This window comes from Pseudomonas haemolytica (assembly GCF_009659625.1).
Taxonomy (GTDB): domain Bacteria; phylum Pseudomonadota; class Gammaproteobacteria; order Pseudomonadales; family Pseudomonadaceae; genus Aquipseudomonas; species Aquipseudomonas haemolytica.
Genome location: NZ_VOIW01000008.1, coordinates 20714 through 35756 on the forward strand (window position 1 = coordinate 20714; position 15043 = coordinate 35756).

Sequence of the window (15043 nt, forward strand, 5' to 3'; positions counted from 1 at the left end):
GCATTTCAAATGTGGGAGCGGCTCGTTAGTTAGAAGAAACCCAACGGATTAATGTCGTAGCTCACCAGCAAGTTCTTGGTCTGCTGGTAGTGATCCAACATCATCTTGTGCGTCTCACGCCCCACGCCCGACTTCTTGTAACCGCCAAACGCGGCATGCGCCGGGTACAGGTGGTAGCAGTTGGTCCACACGCGGCCGGCCTTGATCGCCCGGCCCATGCGGTAGGCGCGGTTGATGTCGCGGGTCCACAGGCCGGCGCCCAGGCCGAACTCGGTGTCGTTGGCGATCGCCAGGGCTTCGGCTTCGTCCTTGAAGGTCGTGATGCTCACTACCGGGCCGAAGATTTCTTCCTGGAACACGCGCATTTCGTTGGTGCCCTTGAGCAGGGTCGGCTGGATGTAATAGCCGGTGGCGAGGTCGCCCGTGAGCTTCTCGACCTTGCCACCGGTCAGCAGCTGCGCGCCTTCGCCCTTGGCGATTTCCAGGTAGGACAGGATCTTGTCGAACTGCTGCTCGGACGCCTGGGCGCCGACCATGGTGTCGGTGTCCAGCGGGTCGCCACGTTTGATTGACTCGACCTTCTTCATCACCACTTTCATGAAGTCGTCGTAGATCGACTCTTCCACCAGCGCACGGGATGGGCAGGTGCACACTTCACCCTGGTTGAAGAACGCCAGCACCAAGCCTTCGGCGGCCTTTTCGATGAATTGCGGTTCGGCTTTCATGATGTCGGCGAAGAAGATGTTCGGCGACTTGCCGCCCAACTCGACCGTGGACGGAATGATGTTCTCGGCCGCCGCATGCATGATGTGCGAGCCCACAGGTGTGGAGCCGGTGAAGGCGATCTTGGCGATGCGCTTGCTGGTGGCCAGGGCTTCACCGGCTTCTTTACCGAAACCGTGTACCACGTTGAGTACGCCCGGCGGCAGCAGGTCGCCGATGAGTTCCATCAGTACGTTGATGCCCAGCGGCGTTTGCTCGGCGGGCTTGAGCACCACACAGTTGCCGGCGGCCAGGGCCGGGGCGAGTTTCCACGCGGCCATCAGCAGCGGGAAGTTCCACGGGATGATCTGGCCGACCACGCCCAGCGGCTCGTGGAAGTGGTACGCGGCGGTGAGCTCGTTGATTTCGGCGCTGCTGCCTTCCTGGGCACGGATGCAGCCGGCGAAGTAGCGGAAGTGGTCGGCGGCCAAGGGGATATCGGCGTTGAGGGTTTCGCGTACGGCCTTGCCGTTGTCCCAGGTTTCGGTGACCGCCAGCAGCTCAAGGTTCTGTTCGATACGGTCGGCGATTTTCAGCAGCACCAGCGAGCGATCCTGAGCCGAGGTCTTGCCCCAGGCGTCAGCCGCGGCGTGGGCGGCGTCCAGCGCTTTGTCGATGTCTTTGGCGGTGGAGCGCGGGAATTCTGCGATGGGTTTGCCGTTGACCGGCGAGGTGTTGGTGAAATAGTTGCCATCGACCGGTGCGACGAATTCGCCGCCAATATAGTTGCCGTATTTGGCCTTGAACGAAACGATGGCGCCTTCAGTACCGGGGTGTGCATAACGCATGGTGGGCATCTCCTGCTTTTATGTTTATTGGAGTACAGCGCGGCAAGCGCGTTATAAAGCGTAGAGCAAGGGCCGGGCCACTGCTGTGCAGGCTAGGTAAATCAAGGGGTTGGGCTTTGTTGCAAGGCGTTGCTGTCACCCTTGCGATACAGTCGGTGTGACAGTTTGTGCCATAAACGCTACGGCCTGTGACCGGCGGGTCGGCCCGGGATTGCAATGGTGGGATGGCTGGGGGATGCTGGGCGTTCTCACGCAGAGAGAATAATAAGAACATGCATAACGATCATTTCAGTCGCCATGCCCAGCAGGTCTTGACCGTCACCCGCGGGCAAGAGCTTTCCCAAGGGCCTGGCAGCGATCCGTCCATCGCCCGTTCCTGGCTGCGCTGCCTGGAGGACTACCACCTCGACCCTGCTCAGACCATCGCTCCCACTGTGCTCGAACATGGTCGGCTGTTGGAAAGCCGCGAACGCCTGCGGCAAGTATTGCAGATCGCCGGCAGCGAGATGAACAGCCTGCATCAACAGCTCTCGGGCGCCGGCCATGCGGTACTGCTCACCGATGCGCGGGGCGTGATACTCAACTGTGTCACCGCGCCCTCCGAGCGCAAAATCTTCGAGCGTGCCGGGCTGTGGCTGGGCGCGGACTGGAGTGAGGCCTGCGAAGGCACCAATGGTATCGGCACGTGCCTGGTGGAACGCCAATCCTTGACCATTCACCGTGATGAGCATTTTCGCGGCCGCCATACCGGGCTGACCTGCTCGGCGAGCCCGGTGTTCGACCCGCACGGTGAACTGCTGGCTGTGCTGGACGTATCGTCGGCGCGCGAAGCGGTATCGCGCCAAAGCCAGTTCCACACCATGGCGCTGGTGAACCTGTCGGCGAAGATGATCGAGAGTTGCTACTTCCTGCGCCATTTTGAGCATCATTGGATGCTGCGTTTTCACCTGCAGGCCGAGTCGGTGGGCCTGTTCAGTGAGGGGCTGCTGGCGTTTGATGGTGAAGGGCGCATCTGCGCGGTCAACCAGAGTGCACTGAACTTGTTGGGGCAGCTGCGTGGTGGTTTGCTGGGGCAACCGGTGGAGGCGTTTTTCGATTGCTCCCTGGACCAACTGCTCGGTCGTGCCAGTGCCAATGCTACGGCCAGTTGGCCGTTGCGTACGCTCGATGGTCGGCATTTGTTCGCTGCGCTGCGCGGTCAGCCACGCAGCGTGTCGCCAGTCGTGACCCCGTTGCCCGAAGCATCACCCTTGCCAGGAATCTGCCTGGGTGACCCCGCCTTGCAAAATGAGTTTCGCAAGGCGTTGCGGGTGTTCGAGCGTGACGTTCCGCTGCTGGTCAACGGTGAAACCGGTTCTGGCAAAGAAGCCTTCGCCAAGGCCGTGCACCAAGCCAGCCAACGTGCCGATAAGCCCTTTGTCGCGCTCAACTGCGCCGCCATTGCGGAAAGCCTGATCGAGAGTGAGTTGTTTGGCTACCGTGGGGGCAGTTTCACCGGCGCTCTCAAAGAAGGCATGCGTGGCAAGTTGCAGCAGGCTGACGGCGGCACCTTGTTCCTCGATGAAATTGGCGATATGCCCCTGGCTTTGCAGACTCGCTTGTTAAGGGTGTTGGAAGACCGGATTGTGGTGCCCATCGGCGGCGAACCGCAATCGGTGAACGTGCGCATCATCAGCGCGACCCACCGTGATTTGCTGGCGCGAGTTGCCAGCGGCGCCTTCCGTGAAGACTTGTACTACCGTCTCAACGGCCTGGAAGTTACCTTGCCGGCGCTGCGTGAACGCAGTGACAAACCTCAGTTGTTGGATTTTCTACTGGCACAAGAAGCACAAGGGCAGGCGGTCGTGCTGGAGGCCGATGCGCGTCAGGCCCTGCTTGAGTTTTCCTGGCCGGGTAATGTCCGACAATTGCGTACGGTGTTGCGCACCTTGGCTGCACTGTGTGAGGGGGGGCGGGTAGGATTGATCGATTTACCCGCGATGATTCGCCACGCTTTCCACCAGGCGCCCATTTCCCTGCAACGGGGCAAGCAACCGTTGGAAGATGCCGAGCGTTTGGCACTGCTTGCCACATTGGAGCAGCAACGTTGGCATATGACCCTCGCAGCGGAGCAGTTAGGCGTCAGCCGCAACACCCTGTACCGCAAGCTGCGTAAGCATGGAATCGCTTTGCGCTCAGCCGGCTGAGTAGTCTCATGGGCACTGCCCTCTCTTTTACGGCTTTACCAAATCATTCGCTTGTTCCGCTCTTTTCGTATGAGAGGGCGGGGCGAATCGCGGCGCATTGAACAGATGTCATACTGTTTAATATCCTTATTCTGTTTTTATAAGTTTGGCAGTTGTGTCATCGTTGGAAATTGTTTGGTTTTCAGGGGTGTAGTGGCTGGTTGTTTGTGTTTGTGTGCCGAGTGGAACTGGATTAGGGTTATTTAATACTTAGAAGGGAAGGAAGCTCGGTAACTCAAGGAGTTTGATGTTAGTGGTGAGTTAATGTGTTTGTGATGTTTCTATAATAAAAGGTGACGATATGAGTATTTCAGGTTTTCCTGTTTCAGCCACTTTGCATGTAACTAATCCAATAGTCGGCGCACACAACCCGCCGGCACCCAAAAGTACGGAAAGTACGTCAGACCTGAATAACCCGACTGCCCAGACGCCCAGCGATGCACACACGGCTGGCGAAAATTCGCCTGAGGGTTCTGCGCGTGTTAAGCGGGGGATAAAACTTCCGGGCTTTCCACGGATTTTCCCGCGGCCAAAGCCACCGAAGATCGATGTTCCAAACGGCACCACTGGTATATTCAGGCCCAAGCCAACGATTCCCACGCGCCCGGTCGATGGCAGCCAGAACAGCAATGCGATCAGTAATTTCAGGAACCTTGTATTCAGGACGCAGCATCCGGGCTCACCACTCAGTGGGCCAGTCAAACCTGTGGTGACCAAACCCTCGACGTTCGGTGATGTGGCAACCAACCTGGTGGCGGCTGATCGCTTGGTCAAGGCCGGTGTGTTTAAAACTGACTCCTCGTTGAAAACCGTTACGCGTGATGCGTTTGTGAACGCTTCTGTAAACGGGCTGGTCAGCACGCCGCTGAGTATCGGTACGTACGCGGGCTCGGTTTGGTCTGGCGAGCACATCAAAGGCAGCTTCAGTGCCAATACCCCCTTGCTACCCCCGGCCCACCAACCGGCCCCGAGCCAGCAAACCAATGGTGTTACGGCAGGGCAAGATCGGACGGGTGAGCAGGATGCCGAAATCATTAACTTACGTTTGGATAATGCTGAGCTGAAAATGGTGTTTGCGGTGAATACGATTCAGGCGCTGGTTGAGGGAGGAGAGGGCAATGCTCTTGGTAAACATCCGAACTGGCCAACTGAAATCAATGCACGCCTGGACACTATTGAAAAACAATACATGGCTGCAGAGAACAACCTGGCAGCGTTTGCCGAGGAAAATGATTTTGTTTTCAAACCCTATAAAGATGAGTCTGCGGCTACGCCCAAAAGTGTCACTGAGCGTTTGAGTGCGCTTGATAAAAGGAACGACACGATCAATAAAGGTATTGGCAGAATAACGGCTATTCGGATGTTAGAGGTGCAGGACAATCAATCGATAGCTTGAAAGACGCCTGTCGGGTGTTATTGGGTCGTCTGAGTGCAAAGTACCAAGCCCGGTGTTGTACCGAAACGGCCTGACACCGGGCTTGGTTGCCGTTGATTGATTGGCAGAAAAAGAGTTGGGGGGAATCCCCGATCGTGGGTGCACGATAGCCGCGACCGCGTCGGTAAAGACACCGCGCTAATCGCTAAAAGAGTGCGATTTCCCCCTCCCTGCGCTAACCTGCCTCGATGTTTTACGAGGTCGACTATGCACATTCATATTCTCGGTATTTGCGGCACATTCATGGGCTCGATGGCGGTCCTGGCCAAAGAGCTGGGCCATCATGTCACCGGCTCCGACGCCAACGTTTACCCGCCCATGAGCACGCAACTCGAGGCCCAGGGCATTGAGCTGACTCAGGGCTACGATCCGGCGCAATTCGACCCGGCCCCCGATCTGGTGGTGATTGGCAATGCCATGTCCCGCGGCAACCCGGCGGTCGAGTATGTACTGAATAAAGGCTTGCCTTATGTCTCCGGCCCACAGTGGCTGGCGGACCATGTGCTGCAAGGTCGCTGGGTACTCGCGGTGGCCGGCACCCACGGCAAGACCACCACCAGCAGTATGCTGGCCTGGGTGCTGGAACATGCGGGCATGAGCCCGGGCTTCCTGATTGGCGGCGTGCCGCAGAACTTCTCGGTCTCGGCGCGCCTGGGCGATACGCCCTTTTTCGTGATTGAAGCGGATGAATACGACAGTGCCTTTTTTGATAAGCGCTCCAAGTTCGTTCACTACCGCCCGCGCACGGCGATCCTGAATAACCTCGAGTTTGATCACGCCGACATCTTCCCCGATCTGCCCGCCATCGAGCGGCAGTTTCACCACTTGGTGCGTACCATCCCAAGCGAAGGCCTGGTCATTTATCCGACCACCGAGCCAGCCTTGCAGCGGGTGATCGACATGGGCTGCTGGACTCCGGTGCAGACCACCGGCACGGGCGGCCAGTGGCAAGTCAAATTGCTCAGCGACGACGGTTCTCGATTTGAAGTGCTGTTCGAAGGCGAGGCCCAAGGCATCGTCGATTGGGGCATGACTGGCCAGCACAATGTCGCCAATGCGCTGGTGACCCTGGCGGCCGCCCGGCATGTCGGTGTGGTGCCTGCCATGGGCATTGCGGCATTGAGCGCATTCAAAAGCGTGAAACGGCGCATGGAGAAAGTTGCTGACGTGAATGGGATTACCATCTACGACGACTTTGCCCACCACCCAACGGCGATTGCCACCACCCTGGATGGCCTGCGCAAGCGCGTTGGCGATGCCCAGATCATTGCGATCATCGAGCCGCGCTCCAACTCCATGAAGCTGGGTGCGCACCGTGACGGTTTGCCCGAAAGCGTCAACGATGCCGACCAAGTGGTGTGGTATGCACCGGCCAACCTCGGCTGGGACCTGCCGGCGATTGCGGCGTTGTGCACGGTACCGTCGATAGTGTGTGATTCCCTGGAAGCCATCATTGAGCACGTCAAGCATCAGGCCAAGCCGGGCACCCATGTGGTGATCATGAGCAACGGTGGCTTCGGCGGCTTGCATGGCAAGTTGGCCGAGGCGTTGAAATGAGCGGGCCGGAACGCGTCACCCTGGCGATGACCGGCGCATCCGGCGCGCCCTATGGCCTGCGTCTGCTCGATTGCCTGGTGCGTGAAGACCGGGAGGTGCACTTCCTGATTTCCAAGGCAGCGCAGTTGGTGCTGGCGACTGAAACCGATGTGGCGTTACCGCCGAAAGTGCAGACGATGCAAGCGTTCCTCACCGAGTACACCGGCGCAGCGGCGGGCCAGATCAAGGTCTACGGCAAGGAAGACTGGATGTCGCCCGTGGCTTCCGGTTCCGGTGCGCCGGCTGCGATGGTGGTGGTGCCGTGTTCCACCGGCACCCTGTCGGCGATTGCCACGGGGGCTTGCAACAACCTGATCGAACGGGCGGCGGACGTGACGTTGAAGGAGCGTCGCCAGTTGATCCTGGTGCCGCGTGAAGCGCCGTATTCAAGTATTCACCTGGAGCACATGCTCAAGTTATCGAACATGGGCGTGACCATTTTGCCGGCGTCGCCGGGCTTCTATCACCAGCCGCAAACCATCGATGACCTGGTGGATTTTGTGGTGGCACGCATTCTCAACCTGCTGAATATTCCTCAGGACATGCTGCCGCGTTGGGGCGAACACCATTTGGGCGGCGATGAATAAAGCGCTGCTGGTATTACTGGTGTTGCAACTGACGGGCTGCGCCACGGCGCGTACGCTGGATGCCGCGCAACCGGGCGCGCCGGTGGTGTATGCCGGCACACGCCTGGATCTGTACGCGATTAATGGGGGGTGTTGCGCCAAGGACAGGTTTGGCGCCGAGGCGCCGAGTTATCCCCATATTGACCTGCCGGCCAGTGCGTTGCTCGACACGCTGTTGTTGCCATTGTCGTTATTGACCGTGCTGGGCGTCGGCTTCAACGCCACGGGCGGGCTCTGATCCCCGATCTTTTCGGCGACTAGAGCCCGCTCCCACATTTTTGATCTGTGTCAGGACTCTGAACCGGGTTATTTACCGAGCTTGCGCAACTCATCCGATTCCACCACCCGCACCCCATCCTGCTCTTCCAGCGCCAGTCGCCACATGGCGCGGGCCAGTTCGCAGACTTCGATACCGTGGTACTTGCCTGGAATCAAGCGCGACAACGGCCCGGCCAGTTGTTCGGCCAGGCGCGGTTCCAGCCGTTCCCCCAGCAGCAACGAGGGCCGCACGATGGTCAGTTGCGGCCAGTCCTGGGCCTTGAGTGTCTGTTCCATTTCCCCTTTGACCCGGTTGTAGAAAATCGAGGATTTCGGGTCGGCGCCAATGGCGCTGATAACGATCAAGTGTCGCGCACCCAGTTCCCGTGCGCGCTTGGCGAACGCCACGACCATGTCCAGGTCGACGGCGCGGAACGCCGCTTCGGAACCCGCCTGCTTGATGGTGGTGCCCAGGCAGCAGAAGGCAATATCCACTTGGCCGCTCAGTTGCGGCAGGAACACTGCCGGGTCGCCCACGGGGTTCTCCAGGCGTGGATGTTCAGCCAGCGGCTTGCGGCTGGGTGCCAGTACGCGGGTCACCGTGGGTTCGTTGAGCAGGCGGTCGAGCAGGTGCTCGCCAGTCAGCCCGGAGGCCCCGGCCAGCAAGATGTGCTGAGGTGTCAGGTACATGGTGTTTCCCCCTTGGTACAGGTTACAGCTTAGTTGCCTATGGCTTCCTTGCTATTCATTGAGACGCTTTCGAGCGCCTTTCGTGCCTGCTGTTTGCGTAATAGTTGCCAATGGGCGATCACGCCTTTAGGGGCCCAGATCTGCGGTTCGGAGGCTTCGAAGTTGTCCGCCTGTTCGCGCTCCGCCACCTGCAGTTGTGCCAGTTTGAAGGCGTGCTGCAAATCGTCCGTCTGATTAAAGGCTTGTGCGAAAAGGGCATCGCCGAAGTAGGTGAAGTCGGCTTCTTCGGAACAACCGAACGACACGCGATCTGCACGGGAGGCGGTCATGATCAGGGTGCGCTCATCCTTCAGTGCCGGGATGAACCCTCCGGAGTAGCAGGCGGAAATCACGATGATCTTGTCGCGGTTTTTCAACGGTGCCAACACGGCGGCCAGCTCATCGGCGGGCAGGTCGGCCAGTTCCATGCGCGGCTGGTCGAGCACCAGTTCGTGTTCGTGGGTGCCATGGCTGGTCATATAGATGAACACCAGGTCTTCCGGCCCGGTACGTTCGGCCAGGGTTTGTACGGAGCGTCGCAGGCTTTCACGGGTGGCCAGGGGGCGGTCGGCGATATGATCGCGGTGGTTGACCAGGCGCACCTGCCCGCGCGCGCCGAAGCGGGTAGCGAGCAGGTTGCTGACGTAATCGGCTTCGCGCAGGAACACGCTTTGCTTGCCATCACCAGCCAGCACCAAGGTGTACAGCTCGACGGCCGGGGTGGACGGGGGCACGCCGGCCAGGGCGTCATTGAGTAAGCGGCCTTGGGCAAGCACGCCGATTTCCAGTGGGTCTGGCAGCAGCTTGCCATCGGCGTCGCGCACGCGCAGGCCATTGACCCAGGTGCCAGCCTGTACGGCGCCGTCGGCGAGGACGAGTGTGCCGCGGCCCTGGTAGTTGTCGCTGTCGAAGCCACCGATATAGAAGCTGCCATCGGTGAGGTTCAGGCGGCCTTCGCCGGTAAAGCGCCAATCGCTGAACTGGCCGACATAGTGGCTGCCATCGACACCGATCAATTCGCCTTGGCCGGTCAGGGCGCCTTCCTTGAACTGGCCGATCCATACGTCGCCGTCGGCGTTTTCGTAGCGGCCTTTGCCGTTGAGCTGGCTCTGCTTGAATTGGCCGACATAGATATCGCCCTCAGCGCTGTTGAAGGTGCCGTTGCCTTCCAACTGCCCATCGACAAAGCGGCCGCTGAACTGATTGCCGCTGTCGTCATTGCGCTGGCCTTCGCCGTTGGGCTTGCCGTGGGCGAATTGGCCCTGGTATTGGCTGCCATCGGGGAGTTCCAGGCGGCCGAGGCCGGAGTACTGGTCGTCCTTGAATTCACCGCGATAGGTCATCTGCCCCTCTTTGAGGGTGCCTTCGCCGTTGCGTCGACCGTTCTTGAAACCGCCGACGTAGCTGCTGCCCGCGGTAGTCAGGCTGCCCTGGCCATCAAACAGGCCCTGCTGGAACTCGCCTTTATAGACTTCGCCATTACTGCCATGCCATTCGCCCTGGCCGTGCCACTGGCCTTTGTCGAACTGGCCGGCGTACCAACTGCCGTTGGGGTAGTCCACGCGACCCTGGCCTTGCAGCAGGCCGTTGACCACATCGCCCCGGTAACGGCCGCCATCGGGCAGGCGCGCATCGGGCGGCAACAGCGATTCGCCGTCTCCACAAGCGGTGAGCAACAGGGCAAGGGCGAGGGGGGCGAGTGGGCGCATAGCGGGATCCGGGTAATTGAGCGCCGAGTATGCCGCAGCCGCAGGATTCATACATAAATTTACATACACTGTGGCAAGGTTTATCGCCTCACCACAGTCGGGGCCTTACACGAAGCAGAGTGATAACGACTCGGCAATGTAAGCAGGTTTCTCCTGGCCTTCGATTTCCAGGGTAGCGGTGGCTTTGAACAGCCATTGCCCCGGTTTTTTCTCAGTGACGTCGGTAAGGGTGACGTTCAGGCGGACCTTGGAGTCAACCTTCACCGGCTGGATAAAGCGCACGCTGTCCAGGCCGTAGTTGACTGCCATCTTCAAGCCTTCGGGCATGATCAGGATGTCTTCCATCAGCTTGGGCATCAGCGACAGCGACAGGAAACCGTGGGCGATGGTGCTGCCGAAGGGCGTCTTGGCGGCTTTGACCGGGTCGACGTGGATGAACTGATGATCGCCAGTGGCCTCTGCGAACAGGTTGATACGGGCCTGATCGATGGTGAGCCATTCGGAACGTCCCAGTTCCTTGCCGACATAATCTTTGAGCTGCGCTACGGGTACATAGGGCATTGCGTCTCTCCTTGGTTCATCGTTTCTTATCCGCCCGGGCAGGGGCGTTTTTTATGGGTTACAGAGAACCAATGTAGATCATCATGAGCGCCCCGCACGGTCAAGCGACCCTGCGGTTGGCGAATGCCAGAGCATAGCGCTGGCGTGTTTATAATGCCGGCGAGCTTTGAGGGGGGAGAGAACGCATGCTGTTACGGGGCCTGACCTGGCTGGTGCTGTTTCAATTGATCGGCACGGCGATCAATCATTTGCTGTTGCCGGTGCTGCCGGGGCCGATCATCGGCCTGTTGCTGATGCTGGGCTTTTTGGTCTGGCGCGGTGAAGTCGGCGAGCCTCTGAGCCTGGCGGCGGGCAGCCTGTTGCGTTATCTGCCGCTGCTGCTGGTACCGCCGGCCGTGGGCGTGATGGTGTACGCCAAGGATATCGCCGCGGACTTCTGGGCCATCGTCGGTGCCCTGGTGTTGTCATTGGTGATCGCCATGGGCTTTGTCGGCGTGTTGATGCAGCAGATGGTCAAGCGCAAGGAGAAGGATCAATGATCCTCGACTGGCAGGGCGCCTGGACGGCGGTCATTCACCATCCGTTGTTCGGCATCGGTGTCACATTGGGCGCCTATCAGTTGGTGTTGGCGGGGTTCGAGAAAACCCGCTGGATTTTCCTGCAGCCGGTGCTGGTGTCCATGTTGCTGGTGATTGGCGTATTGCTCACCTGTGGCCTGAGCTACGCCGAATACCGCAAGAGCACCGAGATCATGGGCATCCTGCTCGGCCCCGCGACCGTGGCCCTGGCGGTGCCGCTTTATCTCAACCTGCGACGAATTCGCCAATTGTTCTGGCCGATTTTTACTACGCTGGTGGTAGGCGGGGTGTTGGCCACTGGCCTGTGTGTATTGCTGGGGTGGTGGTTCGGGGCCGAGCACATGATGCTGATGACTATGGCGCCCAAGTCGGTGACGTCGCCGATTGCCATGCTGGTCGCCGAGCAGATCGGAGGCGTGGCGGCGCTGGCGGCGGTGTTTGTGCTGATCACCGGGGTGGTCGGCGCGATGATCGGCCCGGCGTACTTGTCGCGCCTGGGTGTGCACAGCCCCGAGGCGCGCGGTATGGCGCTGGGCATGACCGCACACGCCGTCGGTACCTCGGTGGCCCTGCAGGAAAGCGAAGAATGTGGCGCCTTTGCGGCGCTGGCCATGAGTCTGATGGGCGTGGCCACGGCGGTGTTCCTGCCGCTGGCCGTGTCGGTAATTGTTTAACCCAGGTTTAAGGAAACCTTTATGAGTCTGGCGCTGTTCCCGCTCAATACTGTGCTGTTCCCAGGCTGCACCCTCGATTTGCAACTGTTCGAGGCGCGTTACCTGGACATGATCAGCCGCTGCATGAAAAAGGGCGAAAGCTTCGGCGTGGTGTGCATCCTCGATGGCAAGGAAGTCGGCATGGCCCCGGACGGCTACGCGTTGATTGGCTGTGAAGCGCTGATTCGCGACTTCAAGCAACAGGACAACGGCCTGCTCGGGATTCGTGTCGAAGGTGGGCGGCGTTTCCGCGTGCGTGACGCCGGCGTGCAGAAGGACCAACTGCTGGTGGCTGAAGTGCAGTGGCTGGAAGAGCCGCCGGACCGCGCGCTGGAAGAAGAGGACGCCGACCTGCTCGCGTTGCTCCAGGCATTGGCCGAGCACCCGATGGTCGCTTCGCTGGACATGGGCGCCCATGCCGACGGCCAGCGAGCCCTGGGCAATCAGTTGGCCTATTTGCTGCCCTTCACCGAGGCCGACAAGATCGACTTGCTGCAACTCGATGATCCGCAGCAACGGCTGGATGCGATCCAAATGTTGCTCGATGAGTTGCAGGGCGAGCTGTTCACCTAGATTCGGATTTGCCTGACGGAGTTTTCAGACTTTGCTTGGTCGTCTCAGCTGCGCCACCTGCAATATTTTCTGATCACACAACAATGATCGGGGATGACCATGATTCGTCTGACACCATCGGAGCAAGTCGCCTGGGACGCGTACTTTGTCAGCGTGACCACGCAATTACTCCAGCAGGATGCAAAGCGGGGCCCGGAATACATCGCCGAGCGCGCCGCCGAAGTGGCCGATGAGATGCTCCTGGAGCGACGCGAACGCTGTGTTGAGCGCCGCTCCGCTACCGTGGATTGGATCGGCCCGGCCAAGGGTCAATAGGCGTACCTGAGCAGTGCGTGGGGCGTGCCGGTAAAGGCGATAAAGCCGAGCACGGCTACCACGGCGGGCAACACCAGCCACCAGGCTTTTTGCGACATCGCCGGCAATGGGCTGCGGTATTCGCTCGCCCTCAGGCTGAATGCACACACGGTCATCGCCAGCAGCGTGCCGGCCAGGATGTCCGTGGGCCAATGAGCACCCAAGTAGACCCGCGACAGCGCAATGAAGGCGGCGGGAATACAGCCCAGCAACATCCAGGTCAGGCGTAGGCGCGTGGGTTGGCCGCGGCCGGCCAATACCGCGAGCGCCAGGAAGAACGCAAAGGCACCGGAGGCATGGCCGCTGGGCATGCTGAAGCTGGTCAGCGGGTCTGTGAGGATTTCCGGGCGGCCACGGGCGAAAAACAGCTTGGTGCCTGTGTTGATCACCGCCGCGCCGGCGAGCGTGGCGCCGACAAACACCGCATGGCGCCATTGCCGTGCCACTAGCAGCAAGCCAGTGAATATCGCGCTGGCGAAAAACATCTTCTTGAACTCACCCAGTTGGGTGACCCGCACCATCACCTCGTCCAGCCACGGGCTGCGATGTTCCTGCACCAGTGCGCTCAGGCCCTGGTCGAAGTCGTTGAGGTGGGGATAGCCGATAAACAGCGCAATCAATAAGACCAGGCTGGCACAACCGATCCACAGGGTGGCGCGACGATGGCCGCGTAGGCTGCTGTGCAGGCTCAGCGCCAGCAGGACCGCGAGGCAGGCCGCGACAATGGCTGCTTCCGGCCAGAAACCTTCTGGCAGTGGCAGGCGCAAAGCGGCACCGGCGGCCCAGCCTGGCATCAGGTAAGCCACCGACCAGCCTGCTGCGGCAATGATGCTCACGGCGGCAAAACGCGGGAAGGGCATGTCGCACATGCCGGCGACCATTGGCAGCATGGGGCGCAACGGGCCGATGAAACGCCCGACCAGCAGGCTGGCGATCCCGTACTTGTGGAAGTAGGTTTCCGCTCCATTCATCCATTCAGGATGGTGGCGAAGGCCGGGCAGGCGCCGGATGTTCTGATGGAAATGCCGGCCCAGATAGTAGGAAACCCCATCGCCCAATAAGCCGCCGAGGAAACCCAGCAAAAGGGTTTCACTCAGTGACAGCGCACCGCTGCCGGCCAGCGCAGCAATCGCAAACAGCAATACCGTGCCGGGTACGATCAGCCCGGCAATGGCCAGGCACTCCACGCACGCGACGATAAACACCGCCACTGCCAGCCATTGCGGGTTCAGGGTCAGCCAGCCGGTGATGCTATCGAGCCATTGGCCCATACAATCCACTCCATGTATGCAATACATAATCTGAAACGGTGAAGATCAACTGTGGGAGCAGCCGTCTCAATCAATTCAAAGTAAGAAATAATCGCGGCCTTCGACCTGCCCCCGGCGCAGCGGGTTCCGTGTGCAATAGGGCGCATAGCCCGCATCGACAAAGCGGTACATCAGGTGCTCATCACGCCCACTGGGGATGCCCAGCCGTGTGGTCTGGATGATCTGTGTGGGCTGCTGGCCCACATCTTCGACGTACAGCCGCTCCTGGTCGAAGCGCTTGGCGTCCCACATTGGCACCTTCAGGCCCAGCGCCTTGCACAGCAAGGTCTGGCCGGCGCACAGCTTTTGCGTGGGGCGTGGGCTGCCATCAGCGTTCGGGTTGTTCAACAGCATCTGGGCCAGGCTGGCCGGGCCGGAGATTTCATCAACCCATGGGTAGGCCGATTTGATCAATACGGCATTGCCCGGGCCATGGGCGCTGAAGTTCAGCGAATCACCACCACGGGCGTAGTACATGTAGATATGGCCGCCATCCAGAAACAAAGCCTTACGCTTTTCTGTGTAGCCGAGGGACGCATGGCTGCCTTTTTCGGCCACGTAATAGGCTTCTGTTTCAATAATGCGTGCCGAAAGCCAACTATCGCCGACACGATGGCGTATGACTTTTCCAAGCAACTCGCGCGCGAGCAGTTGTGCATCACGGTCGAAGAAGCAGTCGGGCAGGGCGCTCGCGGGGAACTGGGGGTTAAAACCGGGCATGGCGTTCAGGGTTATTACGGCTAAATGTGACGGAATAATAACAACTCCCACCTTAATTACGCCTGAACCTCAGGTTTTTACAGTTCATTTCGACCATCCGCCCCTC

General features: G+C 59.9%; 15 protein-coding genes. 9 read left to right on the forward strand and 6 right to left on the reverse strand.

Annotated features, from left to right (window positions below; translation table 11 throughout):
• Positions 1-29: 29 nt before the first annotated feature.
• Positions 30-1550, reverse strand: a complete 1521-nt coding sequence (exaC, locus tag FRT59_RS23905; protein WP_034117717.1) for an acetaldehyde dehydrogenase ExaC — start codon at positions 1548-1550, stop codon at positions 30-32.
• Between the two features lie 272 nt (positions 1551-1822).
• On the opposite strand from exaC, the gene FRT59_RS23910 reads away from it, so the two are divergent.
• The 5 genes from FRT59_RS23910 (at position 1823) to FRT59_RS23930 (ending at position 7670) form a co-directional block, all read left to right on the forward strand.
• Positions 1823-3736, forward strand: a complete 1914-nt coding sequence (locus tag FRT59_RS23910; RefSeq protein ID WP_153872563.1) for a sigma-54-dependent Fis family transcriptional regulator — start codon at positions 1823-1825, stop codon at positions 3734-3736.
• A 340-nt stretch (positions 3737-4076) separates the two neighbouring features.
• A complete protein-coding gene (locus FRT59_RS27320; RefSeq protein ID WP_233094245.1) occupies positions 4077-5171 on the forward strand; it encodes a hypothetical protein in 1095 nt (364 codons plus the stop codon).
• 246 nt (positions 5172-5417) lie between these two features.
• Positions 5418-6767, forward strand: coding sequence for a UDP-N-acetylmuramate:L-alanyl-gamma-D-glutamyl-meso-diaminopimelate ligase (gene mpl / locus FRT59_RS23920; protein ID WP_034117719.1), 1350 nt, complete (start codon positions 5418-5420; stop codon positions 6765-6767).
• On the forward strand, positions 6764-7393 hold the full coding sequence (gene ubiX / locus FRT59_RS23925; protein ID WP_034117720.1) for a flavin prenyltransferase UbiX: 630 nt from the start codon (positions 6764-6766) through the stop codon (positions 7391-7393). The genes mpl and ubiX overlap by 4 nt, the downstream gene beginning before the upstream one ends.
• Entirely contained in the window at positions 7386-7670 is a 285-nt protein-coding gene (locus FRT59_RS23930; protein WP_034117721.1) for a YceK/YidQ family lipoprotein, read from the forward strand. The genes ubiX and FRT59_RS23930 overlap by 8 nt, the downstream gene beginning before the upstream one ends.
• A gap of 68 nt (positions 7671-7738) precedes the next feature.
• Here FRT59_RS23930 and FRT59_RS23935 read toward each other — a convergent pair whose 3' ends face one another.
• The 3 genes from FRT59_RS23935 to FRT59_RS23945 all read right to left on the reverse strand — a co-directional run bounded on the left by FRT59_RS23935 (position 7739) and on the right by FRT59_RS23945 (position 10689).
• On the reverse strand, positions 7739-8380 hold the full coding sequence (locus FRT59_RS23935; RefSeq protein WP_153872564.1) for an oxidoreductase: 642 nt from the start codon (positions 8378-8380) through the stop codon (positions 7739-7741).
• 29 nt (positions 8381-8409) lie between these two features.
• Positions 8410-10128 carry a C13 family peptidase gene (locus FRT59_RS23940; RefSeq protein ID WP_153872565.1) on the reverse strand — a complete coding sequence of 573 codons (1719 nt, stop codon included), beginning with the start codon at positions 10126-10128 and terminating at the stop codon, positions 8410-8412.
• 105 nt (positions 10129-10233) lie between these two features.
• The gene (locus tag FRT59_RS23945) at positions 10234-10689 is read right to left on the reverse strand and encodes a MaoC family dehydratase (RefSeq protein WP_034117724.1); all 456 of its coding nucleotides are present in this window, start codon (positions 10687-10689) and stop codon (positions 10234-10236) included.
• A gap of 185 nt (positions 10690-10874) precedes the next feature.
• Between FRT59_RS23945 and FRT59_RS23950 the strand changes: the two genes are divergently transcribed.
• From FRT59_RS23950 to FRT59_RS23965, 4 genes are all read left to right on the forward strand, one after another.
• Entirely contained in the window at positions 10875-11228 is a 354-nt protein-coding gene (locus tag FRT59_RS23950) for a CidA/LrgA family protein (protein WP_153839463.1), read from the forward strand.
• A complete protein-coding gene (locus tag FRT59_RS23955; protein ID WP_034117726.1) occupies positions 11225-11941 on the forward strand; it encodes an LrgB family protein in 717 nt (238 codons plus the stop codon). The genes FRT59_RS23950 and FRT59_RS23955 overlap by 4 nt, the downstream gene beginning before the upstream one ends.
• A 21-nt stretch (positions 11942-11962) precedes the next feature.
• Positions 11963-12553, forward strand: coding sequence for an LON peptidase substrate-binding domain-containing protein (locus FRT59_RS23960; RefSeq protein WP_034117727.1), 591 nt, complete (start codon positions 11963-11965; stop codon positions 12551-12553).
• 99 nt (positions 12554-12652) lie between these two features.
• Positions 12653-12868: a hypothetical protein gene (locus FRT59_RS23965; protein WP_034117926.1), complete on the forward strand. Its 216-nt coding sequence runs from the start codon at positions 12653-12655 to the stop codon at positions 12866-12868.
• On the opposite strand, the gene FRT59_RS23970 is transcribed toward FRT59_RS23965, so the two are convergent.
• Both FRT59_RS23970 and FRT59_RS23975 read right to left on the reverse strand, forming a co-directional pair.
• Positions 12862-14178, reverse strand: a complete 1317-nt coding sequence (locus tag FRT59_RS23970) for a bifunctional DedA family/phosphatase PAP2 family protein (protein WP_153872566.1) — start codon at positions 14176-14178, stop codon at positions 12862-12864. The genes FRT59_RS23965 and FRT59_RS23970 overlap by 7 nt on opposite strands.
• Before the next feature lie 75 nt (positions 14179-14253).
• Positions 14254-14937: a DNA-3-methyladenine glycosylase gene (locus FRT59_RS23975; protein WP_153839461.1), complete on the reverse strand. Its 684-nt coding sequence runs from the start codon at positions 14935-14937 to the stop codon at positions 14254-14256.
• Positions 14938-15043 lie beyond the last annotated feature (106 nt).